This window comes from Actinomadura sp. NBRC 104425 (assembly GCF_030269545.1).
GTDB lineage: Bacteria > Actinomycetota > Actinomycetes > Streptosporangiales > Streptosporangiaceae > Spirillospora > Spirillospora keratinilytica.
Genome location: NZ_BSTN01000031.1, coordinates 27,329 through 46,381, shown reverse-complemented (window position 1 = coordinate 46,381; position 19,053 = coordinate 27,329). Strand labels below are relative to the sequence as shown.

Here is a 19,053-nt window from a genome sequence, read left to right as displayed (position 1 = left end):
CCGGTGAGCCGGCGCGCCGGCGAGGGGCAAGGCCGAGCGGCCGGCGCCGGCCGAGGTCAGTCCGCCACCCTGAGGCGGGCGAGCACCGGCCCGGTGAAGGCGTCGGCGGTCACCCCGCGGATGCGTTCCGACCACACCAGGTGGTCGTGCCCGTACCACAGCGGGATCACCGGCGTGTCGCGCAGCAGCGACGACTCGGCCAGCCGTGCCGGGAGCACGCCGTCGTCCGGGTCGGCGGCGCGTTCGGCCTGCTCGATGAGGTCGGACGCGGCGCCGCCGGGCCGCGGCAGCGGGGCCAGCGCGGCGACGGGCGCGGGGTAGTCGGCGGCCGAGTGCAGCACGTAAGGGCCGTCGGTCCTCCGGTCGGCGACGGCCGCGCGCAGCTCGGCGGCGGGCACCGGCTTGGGGCGCGCGTCCAGCCGCAGCGTCGCACGCCACTGGTCGGCGACCGCCTTGACCCACGCGTCGTCGCCGGCGCCCGCCTCGTACCAGATCGGCACGGGGCCGTCGAGGCCGCCCGCGTCGGCGAGCGCCGCGGACGCGGCCGCCGTGTCGTGCACGCACACCCGGCACTGGCCCTCGCGGCGGCCCAGCGCGATGCCCGGAGGGACCAGCGAGTTGGCCGGGCTGGCCTGATGCCCGAGCGGCCCCTCGGTCACCGCGCGCCGGTCCACCGCCATCGACAGCGCGTGCCGCACGGTCGGGCCGGCGAACCGCTCGTCCCACTCGGGGATCACCAGGTACGTCATGGCCCGGCCGGGCACCATCAGGTGATGGCGGGGGAAGTCGGTGTCCATCGACGCGTGCCGCTGCGGCGGGACGGCGGTGGCCACGTCCAGGTCGCCTGCCTGGACGGCGCGGTACTGGGCGGCGGCGTCCGGCATCGCCCGCACCACGACCGTGCGGCCGCGGCCGTCCCGCGGTTCCAGCACCGTTGCGCGGGCGTCGTGAGAGCGCACCCGGAACGGGCCGTTCCCCATGGGCTTGCGCGCGTAGGAGGCCCAGTCGCGGGACCGCAGCACGGCCTCGGGCATCGGCAGGAACGCCGGATCGGCCAGCAGCGCGGGAAACCCGGCCAGCGGACGGTCGAGCGTCACCTCGAACGTGCGCTCGTCGCGCACCTTCAGCCCCGCCACGTCGTCGTCCCGGCCGCCCGCGCCCTTCACCCGGGCCACCTCGGTGAGCAGGCGGGCGCCGTGCCAGCCCTCGCGCAGCACGGCGCGCCAGGCGTCGACGAACGACCGCGCCGTCACCGGCGAACCGTCGTGGAACCGCCCGCCGGCACGCAGCCGGACGGTCCACACCCGCCGGTCCGGGCTCGTGATCGACTCGGCGGCGGCATTGACCGGCGTGCCGCCCCGGCCGTCGTGGGCGGTCAGTCCGGTCCACACCGCACCGGCGATCATGCGGCCTGCGGGATCGCGGACGTCGCCCGGCAGCAGCGTGGCGGGCGGCGCCGCGCCCACCGAGATCCGCGGGTCGGCGGGATCGTGCCACACCCGCATGGCCGCCACCGGCGCGACCAGCATCGCCATCGCGCCGGCCACCAGCGCGGCCGTGCGCGTGAGGCTCCTCACCCGCCCCTCCCCGGGGCCTTCCCAGAGCTCAACCGGACCCTTCCGACGACGGCGGCGGACGACGCGGGCGAGCGTACGGCACCGTCCCCCGGCACGGGAAGGGCACGCGGGCCGCCTCGGAACGTCCGTGGCCGGCCGCCCGGGCCGGATCACGGGCGCTCACCTGCCCGGCGATCATCTGATCACTAACCGGGCCCGGTTTTTTGGTGACCACTCGCCGATGGAGCGCGGCGATCTCCGTGTCCACACTTGCCTAGGCCCTCATCCCCTCGGCGTGGAGGCGCGATGCGAACCCGACCCCAGCGACAGTCCAGGCGCCTCCTCGCCGGCGCCGCCGCGGCGGCGGCCTCCGCGCTCGCCATGGCCGGCACGGCGTGGGCCTGCCCGCCCGAGCCCGGCAACCAGCAGACCGCCGTGTCGCAGGCCCAGGGCGGGGGACGCGACCTCGGCGCGCACGTCGGCCACGGCACCGGGCCGGTCGGCAAGACGTCCTCCCGGGTGTCCGAGGCGGTCAAGGGCGTGCAGCGGGTCGGCAACGTGCCCGACGCCAAGGAGGCCACGTCCCTGGTCTTCATGGACTACGGCTCGGGCCCGCGCAAACGCACGATCATGTACGTGACCGGCCGGTTCGGCCTGAAGGCCTACGACGTCAGCGCCGACCCGCGCAGCCCCAGACTGGTCGGCGAGTTCGACCTGCCCGGATTCTGGGAGGGCGAGGACACCGAGGCCGACCACCAACGCAAGATCATCTACCTGTCTCGGGACCCGCGGGCCTTCGGCGGCACCACCGACACCGGCGAGTCGGGCGTCTACGTCATCGATGTGGCCAGGCCCGAGAATCCGCGGCAGATCGCCTACCAGGCGGTCCCCGCCGGGCACACCACCTCGTGCATCAACGACTGCCGGTACCTGTGGACGAGCGGCCCCGCCAGGGCGAGCTGGATGCCCGAGGATTGGGGCGGCCGCCCCGTGTGGGTGACGGACGTGCGCAACCCCCGCAAGCCCAAGGTCTTCAAAGACCCCATCGACATCGGCCGCAACGACGGCAAGACCGACTACACCCACGACATCCAGGTCGACTCGGCCGGGATCGCCTGGGCCTCCGGCCGGGGCGGCGTGCGCGGCTACTACACGAGCGGACGGCACTGGGACCCGGTGCAGAAGCGCCACCGCACCGCCACCGCGTGGGACCCGGTGCCGTACGCGGGCGGCGGTCTGGACGAGGCCACCACCAACTCCTCGTTCATGCACAACAGCTACCGCGCTGTGGGCCGCACCCGCGACCAGGGGCCCGACCCCCGCAAGTGGGGCGACGGGCAGGTGCTCGCCGTCACCGAGGAGACCTTCAACGACGGCTGCGCCAACGACGGGCTGCTCGTCCTCGCGTCGCTGAAGGGCTCCTACGGGGGCCAGGCCTGGCGGTCCACGCCCGACAACCCGTTCCGGCTGCAGACCCTCGGCACCTGGGGCGTGGCGGGCCAGGAGGGCAGCCGCCCCGACACCGACGACTGCTCGGCGCACTACTTCGACGTCAAGGACGGCGTGCTGGCCCAGGCGTTCTACGCGCAGGGCACCCGGTTCATCGACGTGCGCGACCCCACCGACCCGCGCCAGATCGCGTACTACCGGCCCGACGACGCCCGCGCCTGGGCGGCCTACTACCACGGCGGCTACGTGTACGTGGCCGACCACGCCCGCGGCATCGACGTCCTGAAGACCACCTTCCGCTGACCCGGCACGCGCGGCGGGTCCAAGCCGTCCGCCGGCTCAGTTCCCTGGGGCGCCGGGGCCCGGTGCCTCGGGGGAGGCGTCGCGGGGGGCGCGACGGCGGGCGCGGAAGGCGGCGACGTTGGTGCGGTTGGCGCAGTTCTCCGAGCAGAACCGGCGCCGCCCGGCGCGCGAGGTGTCGGCGTAGACGCGGTCGCAGCCGGGCGCGGCGCACACGCCCGTGCGGCTCAGCCCGTGCTCGACCACCAGCTCCGACAGGTTCATCAGCGTCGTCGCGCGGAAGCGGTGCGGCAGGCGCGCCGACGGCGGCGCGTAGTGGATGTGCAGGCCGTGCGGGTCGTGGTCGGCCAGATGGGGGTGCATGGGCACCTCCATCATCAGCTCGTTGAGCAGCGCCACCGCCTGCTCCAGCTCGGTGGCCTCGAAGAACGGCCGCAGCGTCCGCCCCCAGCGGCGGAACGGCTCGGCGTCGCGCGGCTCGAAGTGGTGCCAGAAGAAGCCGTTGTCGCGCAGCACCGCCCGCAGCGCGTCCTCGCTGTCGTCGCCGTCGCGCGTGGTGACCGCGTTCACCAGGGCCACGGCGGCGGCGACCCCGTGGCTTTTGTATCCCGTGATCCGCATCGTTGCCCCGGCTCCCGCTCCCGTGTCATGCTGTAAACGACATATTAGTTATAACCCTTACGGGCGTCCGGTGGGAACGCCGGAGACAGACGGACGGGAGCGTCGTGGACGAGTGCCCGCGCTGCGGCTGGCCGGAAAGCGAGATCTACCAGGTGCTGTCACGGCACCTGACCTCCGAGGGAGTGGTCGCCTACACCCGCTGCGCCTGCGGTGAAGTGCAGGTCCGCGTACAGCCGTACGCGGTCGGACGGGTGGTCGCGGCCTCGTGCGGCTCCTCCCGCGACGACTCCGCTCCGCCCGGCTCGTGAACCCGGCACACTGGAGGCGGCGCGGGAAAAAATCCGACTTCGTCTGCCGAAAGGGGTTGTCGGCGCCGCCTCGGTGACACATCATGCATTCAGCCGAGGAAGTCGGGGGCGCACCCGCTTAGAGATCCGTAGGGCGGGCCCCACCCCCGCCCCCGACACTCGCTCCGCAGCCCGGAGCCTCGGCATGGGTCGGCCCGCACCCCGGAGAGGCCTTCGGGGTGCGCCGCATCGGCCCCGCGGGCCGGTCCGCCGCGCGCCCGGTGAGCGCGCCGGGTCAGTGGCGCCAGCGGGTGGCGGCGGCGATCTCCTCCGGGGAGGCGCCGTCCAGCAGGGCGATCTCGCCGCGCCGGACGGCGGCGACGGTGTCGATCACGGCCTCGCCCAGCGCGTTGCCGAGCACCGGATCGTCCTCGAACGCCCGCACCGCCTCGCCGAGCGAGGCGGGCAGCCGGACGATGCCGCGTCCGGCCAGGTCCGCCGGCCCCAGGGAGGCCGGATCGACATCGACGGGGGCGGGCAGCACGGCCCCGACGGCGATCCCGGCGCGGCCCGCGGCCAGCAGCGCCGCCAGCACCAGGTAGGGGTTGGCGGCGGCGTCGATGCACTTGACCTCCAGGTTGGCCGCCTGCGCGCGTTCGTCGTCCGGCCCGGTGACGAACCGCAGCGCCGCCTCGCGGTTCTCCAGACCCCAGCAGGCGTAGGCGCCCGCCCAGTGCGACGGGATCAGGCGCAGGTAGCTGGCGACCGACGGCGCGCCGACCGCCAGCAGCGCGGGCAGCCGCTGCAGGACGCCCGCCGCGAACGACTCCGCGGCGGCGGTCATCCCGAACGGGCCGTCGCCGCCGGTCATGGCGTTCACCGGCCCCTGCGCCGACGCCGGCGCGCCGTCCCGCCACAGGCTCAGGTGGACGTGCCGCCCGTTGCCGACCGCGCCGGCCTCCACCTTCGGGCAGAACGACGCCGCCAGCCCGTGCCGCAACGTCACCGCCCGGATCGTTTCGCGCACCAGCACGGCGGTGTCGGCCGCGCCCACCGGGTCCTCCGGGGCCACGGACAGCTCGTACTGCCCGGCCGAGTACTCGGGGTGGATCTGCACCACCGTCACGCCGCTCGCGGCCAGGGCCGTGAGGACGTCGCGCAGGTAGTCGGGCAGCTCGCTGATCCGCGCCATGCCGTAGGCGGGGCCGCGGCAGGCCGGGACGAAACCGTCGCCGCGCTCCCTGGACACCGCCCACTCGATCTCGAACGCCGCGCGCACCGACCAGCCGTCCGCGGCCAGCCGGGCGGTCTCGCGGCGCAGCAGCGCCCGGGCGTCCAGCGGATGCACGGTGCCGTCCTGGGCGTACCGGTCTGCCGGGGCCCACGCCCAGCCCGGCAGCGCGGCCATCGGCGTCAGGCGGTCGAGGTCGGGATGCAGCCGCAGGTCGCCGGTGGGCCCGCCGGCGTACCGGCCGCCGGTGATCGAGTCGTCCAGCAGGAAGACGTCGAACACGGGGGACATGCCGACGCCCCACTGCGCCGCGTGCCCGAGGCGCGCCGTCGGCACCGCCTTGGCGCGGGTGATGCCGCTGGTGTCGACCCACGTCAGGGCCACCGCCACGATGTCCTGACCGCCCAGGGCCCGGGCCGCCTCGGCGGCGCGTCTGCCGAGCCGGTCGCGTGCCGCGCGGTCCAGCGGCGGCCACACGTCTTCCAGGACTGCTGCCATGACGGCCCCCCTGGTCGCAGTTCGCACCGGGTGCGAAGGCTGGTGGTACGGGCATCGTAGAAGCCGGGCCGGGCCGAGGCCACGACCACGCGCCGATGGAGGGCCGCCGTGTTCGAAGAGAAGATCGAGTCGCTGCCGCTGGTGGACCACCACTGCCACGGCGTCGTCCGCCGCGACCTCGACCGCGCCGCGTTCGAGTCGCTGCTGACCGAGGCCGACGCGGCCGGGGGAGCGGGCGGCGGCCTGTTCGACTCGCGGATCGGGTTCGCGGTGCGGCGCTGGTGCGCGCCGGTGCTCGACCTGCCCGCCCACGCCGACCCGGACGACTACCTCGCGCGCCGCGCCGAGCTGGGCGCGGACGAGGTGAACCGCCGGTTCCTGCGGGCGGCGGGCCTGGAGGCATTGTGCGTGGACACCGGCTACACCCCCGAGCCGCTGCTGGAGCCCGCCGAGCTGGGCGACCTGGCGGGCGCGCCCGCGCACGAAATCCTGCGGCTGGAGGCGCTGGCCGAGGAGGTCGCCTCCGACGGTGTGAGCGCGTCGGCGTTCGCCGCAGAGGTGCGCGCCCGGCTGGAGGCCCGCGCGCCGCGGGCGGCCGGCGTCAAGTCGATCGCCGCCTACCGGGCCGGGCTGGACCTTGCGGGGGAGCGGCCGTCGGGCGAACAGGTGGCCAAGGCGGCCGGGCGCCTGCTCCGGGACACCGAGCGGAGGCTGGCCGGATGCGACGCGCCGCCCCGCGTCCGGGACGAGGTGCTGCACCGCTTCCTGGTGTGGTGCGCGTGCGACGTCGGGCTGCCGGTCCAGTTCCACGTCGGCTACGGCGACGCCGACGCCGACCTGCGCCGCGGCGACCCGCTGCTGCTCACCGGCCTGCTCCGGGAGCTGGCCCGCAGGGACGTCCCGGTCATGCTGCTGCACAACTACCCGTTCCACCGCAACGCCGGCTACCTGGCGCAGGTGTTCCCCAACGTCTTCGTCGACGTCAGCCTGGCCGTCCACAACCTCGGCGACCGGGCCCCGGTCCTCCTCGCCGAGCTGATGGAACTGGCGCCGTTCGGCAAGGTGCTGTTCGCTTCCGACGCCTACGGCCTGCCCGAGCTGTACCACCTGGGGGCGCTGCTGTTCCGCCGCGGCCTGGGGCGTGTCCTCGCCGAGGGCGTGGCCGAGGGCTCCTGGACGGAGCGCGACGCCGTGCGCGTCGCCGAGATGATCGCGTCGGGCAACGCCCGCCGGGTCTACCGGCTCGGCGAGCGCGCCTGACCTTGTTTGTCCGTCTATCGAGGTCAATCACGTTTGCCGGATGTGTACGGGGTATTCGGGGAGAGATGTGGATGCTGAGGCTGCCGGGGGTGTACCGCCCACAGGCGGATACGGCCCTGCTCACCGAGGCCCTGCGGCAGGCCGCCCTGCCGCGCGGCGTCCGGGTGTTGGACCTGTGCACCGGCACGGGCGCGGTCGCGCTGGCGGCGGCGCGCGAGACGGCCGGGACGGTCGTCGCGGTGGACCTGTCCGCCCGGGCCGTGCTGGCCACCCGGGTCAACGCGCGCCTTCGGGGAGTGCGCGTGCGCGCGCATCGCGGCGACCTCCTCGCACCGGTCGCGGGGCGAGCTGTTCGACGTCATCCTGGCCAACCCGCCGTACGTCCCGTCGAGGCGGTTCCCGCCGCCGCGGCACGGACGGTCCCGCTGCTGGGACGCGGGCCCCGACGGGCGTGCGCTGCTCGACCGGATCTGCGACCAGGCGCCCCGGCACCTGGCGCCGGGCGGGATGCTGCTGCTCGCCCAGTCGTCGCTGTGCGGGGTGGGCGACACGCTGCGCGCCCTGCGGGCCGCCGGGCTCAAGACGTCGGTGGCGGCGCGCAGGCGCGAGCCGTTCGGGCCGGTCATGCGGTCCCGGACGGCCGACCTGCTGGCCCGGGGCGCGATCCGGCCCGGGCAGGACGACGAGGAACTGGTGGTGATCCGTGCCGACCACACCCGGCCCCGGCGATGAGGCGGCGGCCCCGCCGCGCCGCCGGGTCCTTGCCGAACGCGGCGGGCCCATCCTGGTCGAGGGCCCCGTCGAGGTGGTGCTGCCCGACGGGACCTCGGTCGCCTCGGACCGCTTCATGGTCGCGCTGTGCGCCTGCGGCGCCAGCGGCAGCTACCCGTTCTGCGACACCAGCCACCGCCGGTGCCGCAGGCTCCGCGGCCGGCGCGACACCGGCTCCTGACACCGCGCCGGCCTCGTGATGACACCTTTGCGGCATCAACCCTGTGACATCGGCCCTGTGACATCGGCCCCGTGACACCGCTCAGCGCGCCGTCAGCCTTGTGGCGCCGTCAGCCTTGTGGCGCCGCGGAGCCGGGGGAGGAGGGAAGCGGGTGCCGCAGGGAACTGCGGCCCGCCCGCCAGCACGCCAGCACGTGCTCGTCGAACCGGTCCTCCAGCAGCCCGGTCGCCTGCGCGCCGAACGCCACGTCGGCGGCCAGCTCCGGCTCGCGGGCGAGCAGGTCCCCGACGACCTCGTGCCGCAGCACCTGCTCGTGGACGGCGTCGGCCTCGACGTGCTCGGTGTAGAAACGGGTACACCGCGGGCCCGCCCCGAGCCGCCGCAGCGCCCGCACCATCCGCCGCGCCGCGGGCGGCGTGGTGATCTCGGCGGCGGCGAAGTGCCCGACCATCGCGCCGCGCAGCCCCCGGTGCAGCCCGAACAGCGACATCATCGACACGATCGCCAGCATCGGCGCCGGGACCAGGTCCAGATATCGGCCGTAGCGGGAGTCCAGGCCGAGGTCGTCCATCAGATCGGCGAACAGCACGGCGTGCACCGCCTCGGCCCGCCCGCCGCCGAACTCGTCGAACTCCACCGCGACCAGGGAGGCCTTGGCCCGCCCGCGCAGCCGCGGGATCACCCAGGCGTGCGGATCGGCCTCCTTGAGGTGGTAGGCCGAGCGGTGCGCCACGAACTCGCGCAGCTGCCACCGCTCCCCCCGGTCGCACAGGTGGTGGGAGACGCCGCAGGCGTCCGCCGGCTCCTCCAGCAGCGCGCCCAGCGTCCCCTCGACGTCGTCGCCGCCGGGCGCGTCGTCGCGCAGCGCTTCGAGGAACACGCGCTCCATCCCGCCCCGCAGCCGCAGCAGGTCCGGTGACCACTCCCAGGCCGCGTCCACCCCGTCGAACCCGCGGTAGTGCAGCTCGTAGCAGGTGTAGAGGGCGAGCTGCAGGTCCTCCCCGTACGGGTCGGCGGACCGGTGCACAAGCGGCTGCGCGGCCGCGAGCCGCGGCGGCGCGGGTTCGGACGCCGGCCGGCGCAGCGCCGCCACCACGGCCTCCGACAGCGGCCCGCGCGGCTCGGGCAGCGGCGGGGCCGGCTCGCGGGTGGCCGGGGGGAAGGGGGAACCGGTCGGGGTCAGGGTCATGCTCTCTCCCATCGCCTGGGGACGTCCGCGCACCGGTACCCGCTCATGACGGGTCCATGCTCCGCGTCGGTCCCGCCTGCCGCTCCGCCTGCAGGTCGCCCGCCGTCAGCCGCACCAGCAGGTCCAGCACCGCCCGGGGGCCGCCGCGCGCGTCGGCGAGCCGCTGCCGCTCGGCGCCCGTCCCGTCCCGCAGCACCCCCGCCAGCAGCGCGCGGACCTCCGCCAGGTCGCCGGTCTCCTCCAGCGCCGGCGTGACGTGGTCGATCAGCTCGGCGGCCAGCTCGGCGGCGGGCACCCGGCGCTCCCGCAGCGGATGCACCCCGGGGCCGGTCATGCCGTACCGGGCGGCCGCCCACAGCGCCACCGCGCACACCTGCTGCGACACGCGCGGCGCCTCCCGCCCCGCCGCCAGGTCGGCCAGCGCCGTGCGCACCAGCGCCCGCGACAGGCCCGCCTGCAGCGTGGCGTCCTCGACGGTGGCCACGGCGTCCGCCCCGCGCAGCTCCACGGTCGGCAGCCGCGGGGACGGACGCGCCAACCAGAACGTCATGGCGGTGTCCACCATCGCCCCGCAGTCGACCAGCCGGGCCAGCTCGCGCTCGTACGCGGCGACCGACTCGAACCACGGCGGCACCCCCGAGCAGGGGAACCGGCCCATCTTCTCGGTCACCCGGCAGCTGGCGAACCCGCGGTCGCGGCCCCGGTCGATCGGCGAGTTGACCGCCAGCGCCACCAGCGTCGGCAGCCAGGGGCGCAGATGGTTGACCACCGCGAGCGCGGTCTCCCGGTCCGGGACGCCGACGTGGACGTGGCAGCCGCACACCTCGTAGTCGGCGAACACCCCGCCGCCCATCTCGGCGATCCGCTGGAACCGCTCCCCGGGGGAGAACGCGAACGCCGGCGCGGCGGCCGCGGTGACCGGCGTCCCCGTCGACACCAGGCGCGCGTCCTCCGCGCGGGCCGCGTCCGCCAGCAGGGCCCGGGACTCGCGCAGCTGGCGGCGCACCTCCGCCAGCCGGGTGCACACCCCCGTGGCCGCCTCCACCTGCGTCCGCAGCAGCTCCGCCTGCAGCCCGGTGTCGGGGGCGGGCGAGGGGGCGGCGCGGGCGCGTGCCAGCACCGGCTCGGCGCGCGCGACCGTCGCCCCGGTCACCGGGTCCACCAGGAGGAACTCCTCCTCGACCCCCATCGACAGGCCTGCGTCCGACATGTCCGACCCCCTATCGACCAGCCGTTCTTACCCGTTTTGTCGGCCCGTTCTCTCCCGGCGGGGCCGCCGTCCGGCCGGTCGGACGCGAAGGGGCGGCCGCCGTGCTTGACCCGCGCGAGCCGCCGGGCCGGGCCGTCCGGTCCGGGGTGGCGGACAATGCGCCCGCACCGGCGGCGCCGGAAACCCGGTCCCGCCGGAGCGCCGCGGGCTCGGCACTTGCGCGATCACCGCCATCGCCGCTCGCCCGGGGATGGCGCGGCCGACGGCCCGCCCGGCGGCGGATCGGTCATTCCGCGGCGGCCCCGGGATGTCGGTAGAGTGCGAGGCGCTCGGCCTCCGGCACGGTTCATTCCCCGTCTACTGCGGGAGCACTGCATTCACCCGCCGGAGGCCGGGCACCCGTCACCCCTCGGTGACTTCCTCCATGCGATTCGGATAACACGCCGCCCGGACGGCCCGTCGAGCACCTGGTCGAGGCGGCCGCCGACGGCCGCGGGAGAATGCGCACCTGCTGCGGAAAAGCGGGCTTTCGGGATGCAGGGTGATGTCTGAACTGCCCGGCCTGGGGGATTCTGAGGCGGCGTTCCGGAATGCGCGGACGATTCTCCTGATCGACTAAAACCGCGGCCAATCTTCATGCGCGGGCGGCCGCGGACACTGGCGTGTTCCGCCATCCCTGCCGCAGGATCGTCCGGATGGTTGGGCGCGATTCGGTCCGACGCTGGGAGGGGCACGGCAGTGAACGCTTCCATGGCAGACGTGGCGGTGGTGGGCGCCGGACCCTACGGGCTTTCCGTGGCGGCGCACGCCGCCGCCCTCGGAATGGACGTGGTCGTCTTCGGCGAACCCATGGGGACCTGGGCGCACAACATGCCGCGCGGAATGCTGCTGAAATCCGAACCGCAGAATTCCGGGCTGGCCGCGCCCGGGAACTCCCACGATTACGTCGCCTTCTGCGAGATCAACAACCTGCCGTGCGCGCGGAGCCTGCCGATTCCGGCGGAACGCTTCATCGACTACGGCCGCTGGTTCCAGCGGCGGGCCGTGCCCGACCTGGACCGGTCGATGGTGACCGCGGTGCGGACCGCCGGCGGCGGGTTCGTGCTGGAGCTGGCGAACGGCGACCAGGCGCGGGCGCGGGCGGTCGTGCTCGCGGTGGGCTTCGTGCCGTTCGCCCGCCGCCCCGAGCAGCTGGCCGCCTTCCCCTCCGCGCTGGCCAGCCACACCATCGACCACAACGACTTCGGCGGCTTCGCCGGACGGGACGTGACCGTCGTCGGCGCGGGGCAGGCCGCGCTGGAGACCGCGGTGCTGCTCGACGAGGCGGGCGCCCGGGTGCGGCTGGTGGCCCGCGCCGACCGGCTGCGCTGGAGCGGCGTGCCCGTGCCGCGCCGCTCGCTGCGCGACCGGCTCCTCGCCCCCGAGTCGGGGCTCGGCACGGGCTGGCGGACCTGGGTGTACGCGAACGCGCCGCACGCGGTGCGGCACCTGCCGGCCGCCGCCCGCCGGCACATCGCCCGGACCGCGCTCGGCCCGGCCGGCACCTGGTGGCTGCGCGACCGGTTCGTCGACCGCGTGCCCGCGCTGCTGGGCTACCGGATCACCGACGCCGCCGCCGACGGCGACCGGGTCCGGCTGTCGCTGGCCGGCGCCGACGGGCGGACCCACCGCATCGACACCGACCACGTCGTGTGCGGCACCGGCTTCGCGGTCGACCTGCGCCGGCTGTCGCTGCTGGACCCGGTCCTGGCCGACGGGCTGCGGCGGGACGGCCCGGCGCCCTGGCTGTCGGCGCACTTCGAGACGTCCATGCCGGGCCTGTACGCGGTCGGGCTGATGGCCGAGCAGACGTTCGGGCCGGGCATGCGGTTCGTCCAGGGCACCGCGTTCGCCGCGCGCAGGGTCGCCGCCCACCTGGCGCGGACGCTTCCGCGCCGGTCGGTCGCGGTGCCCGCCGAGGCGGCCGGGGCGGGCGCCGCCGCCCGGTGACGCGGCCCCCGGGTGTCGGGACCGGATGCCCGGGTACGTGCAGGCGGATCATGCCGTCACCGGGGGATGATCGAGATGCCGCACTACTCGTGGTACCCGGAGGACGATCCGCGCCACCACACCGGCAGGCTGCACGACGTGCTCACCACCGTCGTCCGCGTCGCCCGGGAGGAGCTCGGCAAGGTCGACGACCCCGGGGCGCAGGCGCTCCTGGAGACGACCGCCGAGGTGTGCACCGGCCTGGAGGCGGCCTTCGAGCGCTACGAGCGCCGGGAGCCGGCGGCCTGGCGCGAGCACGACCGAACCGGCGCCCGCGCGGGCGCGTCCGCCGCACCCGCCCGTCCACGGGCGGACACACGGCCGTCACCCTCTTGACACGTGCCCGAAACAGTGCCAATTTGAACGCTCACACGGCGGTTTGAACGATCAAATCGCATGGTGTCCGACGAACCAATGGGGGTGACGGGACTCATGCGCGAGCGCAGCGGCGTGACCATCTCCGAGGTCGCGGCGGCCGCCGGAGTCTCGCGCCAGACCGTGTCGAACGTGCTGAACGCACCCGACCGGGTCGCCCCCGCCACCGCCGAACGGGTCCGCCGGGCGATCGACGAGCTGGGCTACCTGCCCAACCGGGCCGCGCGCAACCTGCGCGAGCGCACCAGCCGCTGCATCGGCTTCAAGATCGCCGCGCCGAGCGGGCTGAACAACCTGCTGGACCGGTTCCTGCACGCGCTGGCCGAGTCGGCCGGCGGCGTCGGATACCACCTGCTGCTGTTCAGCGCCGCCACGGCGGACGAGGAGCTGGCCGCCTACGCCGAGCTGACCGGCACCGGCACCGTCGACGGGTTCGTGCTGGCCGACATCGACACCGCCGACAAGCGGCCGGACTGGTGCGCCGAACGCGGCATCCCCTGCGTCAGCTTCGGCCGTCCGGCCGACCCCGGGCGGTGCTCGTGGGTGGACGTCGACGGCGCCGACGGCCTGGCGCAGTCGGTCGACCACCTGGTCGCCCGCGGCCACCGCCGCATCGCCTACCTGGGCTGGCCCGAGGGCCAGCGGGTCGGCGACGAGCGGCGCGCCGGATGGCGGGCGGCCATGCGCCGGCACGGCCTGGCCACCGAAGGGCTGTCTGGCGCCGGCGCCGAGGATCCCGCCGAGATCGCGGCGGTGGCGCGCCGGATGATGGAGCAGCCGGACCCGCCCACCGCATTCGCCTGCGGCAGCGACACCTTCGCCGTCGCCGCCCGCCAGGCGATCGGCGCCGACTCCGCCGGCCGTCCCCGCGTGGAGGCCGTCGGTTACGACGACTCCCCGTCGGCGGCGCTGATGACACCGCCGCTGTCAAGCGTGCGCCAGCCGCTCGACAAGGTGGCCCACCACGTCGTCGACCTGCTGGTCCGGCAGTTCCGCGAGCCTGGCGTCCCGCCGGAGGGGGTGATGTTGCGACCGGAACTGGTGGCCCGGGAGCGGCCCGGCGAAGACCCCCGCTAGCCCGAGCGGCGCGTCTCGCAACCGGCCGGGACGCGGAGGGGCGGACGGGGGCGACTGACGCGCGCAACCCCCGAGAGAAGGGAACGATCGTGGCAACCCCTCTGAGAACGACCATCCGCTGCATGATCGCGGCGGGCACCGTGGCGGCGCTGACCGCGGCCTGCGGCGGCGACGACTCCGGCTCCGGCTCGGACGCGGCGTCCGGCGAACTCACCGGACGCGGCCCGATCACTCTGGTCCAGGGCAAGGACACCTCCGGCAACGTCCAGCGGCAGATCGACGCCTGGAACGCCCAGCACCCCAACGAGCGGGTGCGGCTGATCGAGCTGCCCGAGGACGCCGACGCCCAGCGCCAGCAGATGGTGCAGAACGCCCAGGCCAAGTCCGACGCCTACACCGTGCTCAACCTCGACGTGGTGTGGACCGCCGAGTTCGCGGCCAACCGGTGGATCGCGCCGCTGCCCCAGGACCAGTTCGACCTGTCGAAGTTCCTGCAGCCCACCGTCCGCACCGGCCAGTACCGCGGCCGCCTGTACGCCGCGCCGTGGAAGACCGACGCCGGGCTGCTGTACTACCGCACCGATCTGCTGAAGAAGGCCGGGGCGTCCGAGCCGCCCAAGACCTGGGACGAGATGAAGCAGATCTGCGACAAGGTCGCCAAGGACGGCGTCTCCTGCTACGGCGGCCAGTTCGAGAAGTACGAGGGCCTCACGGTCAACTTCTCCGAGGCGGTGCACAGCGCCGGCGGCGCCGTCGTCGACGACCAGGGCAAGCCGACCGTCAACACCCCGCAGGCCAAGCAGGGCCTGGAGTTCCTGGTGCAGGGCTTCAAGAGCGGGTTCATCCCCAAGCAGGCCATCACCTACAAGGAGGAGGAGGCGCGCCGCGCCTTCGAGAAGGGCAGCCTGGTGTTCCTGCGCCAGTGGCCCTACCAGTACGCGCTGTCCACCAAGTCCGGCGTCAAGGACAAGTTCGACGTGGCGCCGCTGCCCGGACCGAACGGCCCCGGCTCGCCCACGCTCGGCGGCCACAACCTGGCCATCTCCGCGTTCGCCAAGAACAAGGCGACCGCCCTCGACTTCATCAAGTACCTCACCGGCGCCGAGCAGGAGCGCGCCAACATGCTCGCCACCTCCGAGGCGCCCACCCTCGCCTCCCTCTACGACGACGCCGAGCTGAAGAAGAAGTACCCCTACCTCGGCGTGCTGAAGGAGTCCCTGCTGAAGGCCAGGCCCCGGCCCGAAGCGGTGCGCTACGGCGACGTCACCAAGGCGATCCAGGAGAACGCCTACGCCGCCCTCACCGGCGCCAAGTCCTCCGACCAGGCGCTGGCCGACATGCAGGCCCAGCTCGGAAAGCTGACCCAGCAGTAGCGGCGACTCCCCGCCGGGGCGCCCGCGTCCCGGCGGGGGATCCAGGGAGGCTTCCATGACCACCATCACCGCCGCACCCGAGCGGCCGCCCTCCGACGGGGCCGCCGCCAAGCCCGCCCGGCGCCGGGGCGACGTGCAGCGTTCCGGCCGGCTGGCCGCGGTCCTGCTGTCCCCGACGTTCCTCGTGCTCGCGCTGGTCGTCGGCTACCCGATCCTGGCGGCGCTGCGCGAGTCGCTGTACCGGCGCGGGCAGGGCCTGGACGCCGACGGGTTCGTCGTGCAGGGCGACCAGTTCGTCGGCCTGTCGAACTACCTCGACATCTTCACCGGCCAGAGCGCCTCGGTGTTCTGGGGCGCGCTGTGGAACACCTCGTTCTTCACCGTCACCACCGTCGCCATCGAGACCGTCCTCGGGATGTGCATGGCGCTGATCATGCATTGGGCGTTCCGCGGCCGGGCGCTGGTGCGGGCCAGCGTCCTGGTGCCGTGGGCGATCCCGACCGCCGTGTCGGCGCTGCTGTGGCGCTGGGTGTTCCAGGCCGACGGCGTCGCCAACGCCATCATCGGCCACGAGGTGCTGTGGACCACCGAGGGCGTCCAGGCCAAGTTCGCCGTGATCATCGCCGACACCTGGAAGACCGCCCCGTTCGTCGGGCTGCTGGTGCTGGCCGGGCTGCAGATGATCCCGCGCGACGTGCACGAGGCCGCGCGGGTGGACGGCGCGAACGCCTGGCACCAGTTCTGGCGGATCACCCTGCCGCTGGTCAAGCCGGTGCTGCTGGTCGCCGTGCTGTTCCGGCTGCTGGACGTGCTGCGCATGTTCGACCTGCCGTTCGTGCTGATCGGCGCGCAGAAGGAGTCGGTGCAGACGCTGTCGATGCTGGCCTACGACGAGGCGTCCAACCTGCGCTACGGCGCCGCCGCGGCCTACTCCACCATCCTGTTCCTCTACGTCGCCGTCGTCGCCTACGCCTTCGTCAAGCTGCTGGGCGCCGACGTGATCGGCGAGATGCGCCAGGCGCGCGCCGCGGGCGACCGCCGCGCCCGTCTGCGCCTGCCGTTCCGCAAAGGGGTGAGCTCATGAGCGCACCGTCGGCCGCGGCGCCCGCGCGGCGCCGCCTCCCGGCGGCGACCGTGCTGCGGTTCGCCGGCGTGGCGGCCGTGGTGGTGTACTGCCTGGCGCCGTTCTACTGGATGATCGTGTCGGCGTTCCGGCGCCCGCAGGACCAGTTCGACAACGCGCCGCTGCCGTCGCCGTGGTCGCTGGAGAACTTCCGTGCGGTGTTCGAGCCGGACGTGGGGTTCCAGCGGGCGCTGGTCAACAGCCTGGTCGTGGCGGGCACGACCACGCTGCTGACCCTGCTGGTCGGCACGTTCGCCTCCTACGCCCTGGCCCGGCTGACCTTCCGCGGCAAGAACCTGGTGCTGGGGATGGTGATCACCACCTCGATGTTCCCCGGCATCTCGCTGATCGTCCCGCTGCTGAAGCTGTTCACCGACATCGGCTGGATCAACACCTACCAGGCGATGGTGCTGCCGAGCCTGTCGTTCGCGCTGCCGCTGGCGGTGTGGAACCTGACGACGTTCTTCCGCCAGCTGCCGTTCGAGCTGGAGCAGGCCGCCATGGTGGACGGCTGCACCCGCGGCCAGGCGTTCCGGCGCATCATCGTCCCGCTGGCCGCGCCCGGGGTGTTCACCACCGCGATCATCACGTTCATCGCCGCGTGGAACGAGTTCATCATCGCCCTGTCGATGGTGAACAAGAAGGAGATGCAGACCGCCACCGTGGCGATCTCCAAGTTCACCGGCGCGTACGGGTTCGACCAGCCGTTCGGCACCCAGATGGCGGCCGGAGTGATCGTCACCGTGCCGCTGGTGATCGTGGTGCTGATCTTCCAGCGGCGCATCATCGCGGGCCTGACCGCCGGGGGCGTCAAGTGACGGCCCCGGGCGGTCCGGCCCCCCTCCCCGATCGAAAGGACGTCGTGCAGTACACGGACAACGCGCCCTGGTGGCGCAGCGCGGTGATCTACCAGGTCTACATCCGCAGCTTCGCCGACGGCAACGGCGACGGCGTGGGCGACATCGCGGGCATCCGCTCGCGGCTGCCGTACCTGCGGGACCTGGGCATCGACGCCATCTGGATCACGCCGTGGTACACCTCGCCGATGGTGGACGCGGGCTACGACGTGGCCGACTACACCGACATCGACCCGCTGTTCGGCACCCTGGCCGACGCCGAGGAGCTGATCCGCGAGGCGCACGGCCACGGCATCCGCGTGATCGTCGACGTGGTGCCCAACCACTCCTCCGACCGGCATCCCTGGTTCCAGGAGGCGCTGGCGGCCGGGCCGGGCTCCCCCGCCCGCGACCGGTACGTCTTCCGCGACGGGCGCGGCGAGGGCGGGGAGCTGCCGCCCAACGACTGGCGCAGCACCTTCGGCGGCCCTGCCTGGACCCGCGTGCCGGACGGCCAGTGGTACCTGCACCTGTTCGCGCCCGAGCAGCCCGACCTGAACTGGGAGAACCCCCAGGTGCGCGCCGACTTCGAGCGCGTGCTCGGGTTCTGGCTGGACCTGGGCGTCGACGGGTTCCGCATCGACGTCGCACACGGCCTGATCAAGGCGCCCGGCCTGCCCGACCTGGGCCCCGACGGCGAGGACGTGCTGGAGCCCACCGACCGCATCGACCACCCCCACTGGGACCGCGACGGCGTCCACGAAATCTACCGGGCGTGGCGCGGTGTCTCCGACCGCTACCCCGGACAGCGCGTCTTCGTGGCCGAGGCGTGGGTGGCCAACCCGCAGCGCCTGGCCCGCTACCTGCGTCCCGACGAACTGCACACCGCGTTCAACTTCGACTTCCTGCGGGCCCCGTGGGACGCGGCGCGGCTGCGCGACGTCGTCGACACGACCCTCGGCGCGCTCGGCGACGTCGGCGCCCCCGCCACCTGGGTGCTGTCCAACCACGACGTGGTGCGGCACGTCACCCGGTACGGCAGGCCGCACACCGAGGGCCGGGGCCCGCGCCACGACGTGAGCGAACCCCTCGACCTGGAGCAGGGCACCAGGCGCGCGCGGGCGGCGGCGCTGCTCATGCTGGCGCTGCCCGGCGGCGCGTACATCTACCAGGGCGAGGAGCTGGGCCTGCCCGAGGTGGAGGACATCCCCGAGGACCGCCTCCAGGACCCGGTGTGGGAGCGGTCCGGGCACACCAACCGGGGCCGCGACGGCTGCCGCGTCCCCATCCCGTGGTCGGGGGACGCGCCGCCGTACGGGTTCAGCGCCGCCGAGGACGCCGAGCCGTGGCTGCCGCAGCCGGAGCTGTGGAAGACCCTGTCCGTCGAACGGCAGTCCGGCGACCCCGCCTCGATGCTGGAGCTGTACCGGTCGGCGCTGCGGCTGCGGCGCGAGAACCCGGCGCTGGGCGACGGCGCGATGCGGTGGAACGACACCCCCGACGGCGTCCTCGGCTTCTCCCGCGACCCCGGCTTCACCTGCGTGGTGAACGTGTCCGGCGAGCCGTACGAGCTGCCCGCCGGCGCCGAGGTCCTGCTCGCCAGCGGCGACCTGGACGGCGGACGGCTGCCCGCCGACACCGCCGTCTGGCTCGCCACGTCCTGACACACGTCCGGCGCGGGGCCCGGC

17 protein-coding genes and 1 pseudogene are annotated in these 19,053 nt (G+C 74.3%); 13 read left to right on the top strand and 5 right to left on the bottom strand.

The annotated features are described in order from the left end of the window. Positions 1 to 56: 56 nt before the first annotated feature. Positions 57 to 1,577, bottom strand: a complete 1,521-nt coding sequence (locus QSK22_RS29390; RefSeq protein WP_285497696.1) for a peptide ABC transporter substrate-binding protein — start codon at positions 1,575 to 1,577, stop codon at positions 57 to 59. Between the two features lie 285 nt (positions 1,578 to 1,862). Between QSK22_RS29390 and QSK22_RS29385 the strand changes: the two genes are divergently transcribed. Next, the gene (locus tag QSK22_RS29385) at positions 1,863 to 3,308 is read left to right on the top strand and encodes an LVIVD repeat-containing protein (protein WP_285497695.1); all 1,446 of its coding nucleotides are present in this window, start codon (positions 1,863 to 1,865) and stop codon (positions 3,306 to 3,308) included. 36 nt (positions 3,309 to 3,344) lie between these two features. Here QSK22_RS29385 and QSK22_RS29380 read toward each other — a convergent pair whose 3' ends face one another. Beyond that, positions 3,345 to 3,926: a CGNR zinc finger domain-containing protein gene (locus QSK22_RS29380; RefSeq protein ID WP_285497694.1), complete on the bottom strand. Its 582-nt coding sequence runs from the start codon at positions 3,924 to 3,926 to the stop codon at positions 3,345 to 3,347. Positions 3,927 to 4,030: 104 nt separating this feature from the next. Between QSK22_RS29380 and QSK22_RS29375 the strand changes: the two genes are divergently transcribed. Beyond that, positions 4,031 to 4,234: a hypothetical protein gene (locus QSK22_RS29375; protein WP_285497693.1), complete on the top strand. Its 204-nt coding sequence runs from the start codon at positions 4,031 to 4,033 to the stop codon at positions 4,232 to 4,234. Between the two features lie 274 nt (positions 4,235 to 4,508). On the opposite strand, the gene QSK22_RS29370 is transcribed toward QSK22_RS29375, so the two are convergent. Then, complete coding sequence (locus QSK22_RS29370; RefSeq protein ID WP_285497692.1) at positions 4,509 to 5,942, bottom strand: type I glutamate--ammonia ligase; 1,434 nt, start codon at positions 5,940 to 5,942, stop codon at positions 4,509 to 4,511. Between the two features lie 108 nt (positions 5,943 to 6,050). On the opposite strand from QSK22_RS29370, the gene QSK22_RS29365 reads away from it, so the two are divergent. The 4 genes and pseudogenes from QSK22_RS29365 (at position 6,051) to QSK22_RS29355 (ending at position 8,154) form a co-directional block, all read left to right on the top strand. Further along, the gene (locus tag QSK22_RS29365; RefSeq protein ID WP_285497691.1) at positions 6,051 to 7,202 is read left to right on the top strand and encodes an amidohydrolase family protein; all 1,152 of its coding nucleotides are present in this window, start codon (positions 6,051 to 6,053) and stop codon (positions 7,200 to 7,202) included. A gap of 65 nt (positions 7,203 to 7,267) precedes the next feature. Next, positions 7,268 to 7,483, top strand: a pseudogene (locus tag QSK22_RS33885) (methyltransferase); the annotation flags it as partial. A 226-nt stretch (positions 7,484 to 7,709) separates the two neighbouring features. Next, a complete protein-coding gene (locus QSK22_RS33880) occupies positions 7,710 to 7,934 on the top strand; it encodes a class I SAM-dependent methyltransferase (RefSeq protein ID WP_352231499.1) in 225 nt (74 codons plus the stop codon). Beyond that, positions 7,906 to 8,154, top strand: a complete 249-nt coding sequence (locus tag QSK22_RS29355; protein ID WP_285497690.1) for a CDGSH iron-sulfur domain-containing protein — start codon at positions 7,906 to 7,908, stop codon at positions 8,152 to 8,154. The genes QSK22_RS33880 and QSK22_RS29355 overlap by 29 nt, the downstream gene beginning before the upstream one ends. 109 nt (positions 8,155 to 8,263) lie before the next feature. On the opposite strand, the gene QSK22_RS29350 is transcribed toward QSK22_RS29355, so the two are convergent. Both QSK22_RS29350 and QSK22_RS29345 read right to left on the bottom strand, forming a co-directional pair. Next, a complete protein-coding gene (locus tag QSK22_RS29350; RefSeq protein ID WP_285497689.1) occupies positions 8,264 to 9,343 on the bottom strand; it encodes an iron-containing redox enzyme family protein in 1,080 nt (359 codons plus the stop codon). 43 nt (positions 9,344 to 9,386) lie between these two features. Then, positions 9,387 to 10,553: a carboxylate-amine ligase gene (locus QSK22_RS29345; protein WP_285497687.1), complete on the bottom strand. Its 1,167-nt coding sequence runs from the start codon at positions 10,551 to 10,553 to the stop codon at positions 9,387 to 9,389. A 750-nt stretch (positions 10,554 to 11,303) separates the two neighbouring features. On the opposite strand from QSK22_RS29345, the gene QSK22_RS29340 reads away from it, so the two are divergent. From QSK22_RS29340 to QSK22_RS29310, 7 genes are all read left to right on the top strand, one after another. Beyond that, positions 11,304 to 12,542, top strand: a complete 1,239-nt coding sequence (locus QSK22_RS29340; RefSeq protein WP_285497686.1) for an FAD-dependent oxidoreductase — start codon at positions 11,304 to 11,306, stop codon at positions 12,540 to 12,542. A gap of 75 nt (positions 12,543 to 12,617) precedes the next feature. Continuing rightward, the gene (locus tag QSK22_RS29335; RefSeq protein WP_285497685.1) at positions 12,618 to 12,917 is read left to right on the top strand and encodes a hypothetical protein; all 300 of its coding nucleotides are present in this window, start codon (positions 12,618 to 12,620) and stop codon (positions 12,915 to 12,917) included. A 63-nt stretch (positions 12,918 to 12,980) separates the two neighbouring features. Beyond that, on the top strand, positions 12,981 to 14,033 hold the full coding sequence (locus QSK22_RS29330; protein WP_285497684.1) for a LacI family DNA-binding transcriptional regulator: 1,053 nt from the start codon (positions 12,981 to 12,983) through the stop codon (positions 14,031 to 14,033). A gap of 122 nt (positions 14,034 to 14,155) precedes the next feature. Next, positions 14,156 to 15,406: an ABC transporter substrate-binding protein gene (locus QSK22_RS29325; RefSeq protein WP_285497682.1), complete on the top strand. Its 1,251-nt coding sequence runs from the start codon at positions 14,156 to 14,158 to the stop codon at positions 15,404 to 15,406. Between the two features lie 55 nt (positions 15,407 to 15,461). Continuing rightward, on the top strand, positions 15,462 to 16,490 hold the full coding sequence (locus tag QSK22_RS29320) for a carbohydrate ABC transporter permease (protein ID WP_285497681.1): 1,029 nt from the start codon (positions 15,462 to 15,464) through the stop codon (positions 16,488 to 16,490). Further along, positions 16,487 to 17,347, top strand: a complete 861-nt coding sequence (locus QSK22_RS29315) for a carbohydrate ABC transporter permease (protein WP_285497679.1) — start codon at positions 16,487 to 16,489, stop codon at positions 17,345 to 17,347. The genes QSK22_RS29320 and QSK22_RS29315 overlap by 4 nt, the downstream gene beginning before the upstream one ends. A 44-nt stretch (positions 17,348 to 17,391) precedes the next feature. Next, on the top strand, positions 17,392 to 19,029 hold the full coding sequence (locus QSK22_RS29310) for a glycoside hydrolase family 13 protein (protein ID WP_285497677.1): 1,638 nt from the start codon (positions 17,392 to 17,394) through the stop codon (positions 19,027 to 19,029). Positions 19,030 to 19,053 lie beyond the last annotated feature (24 nt).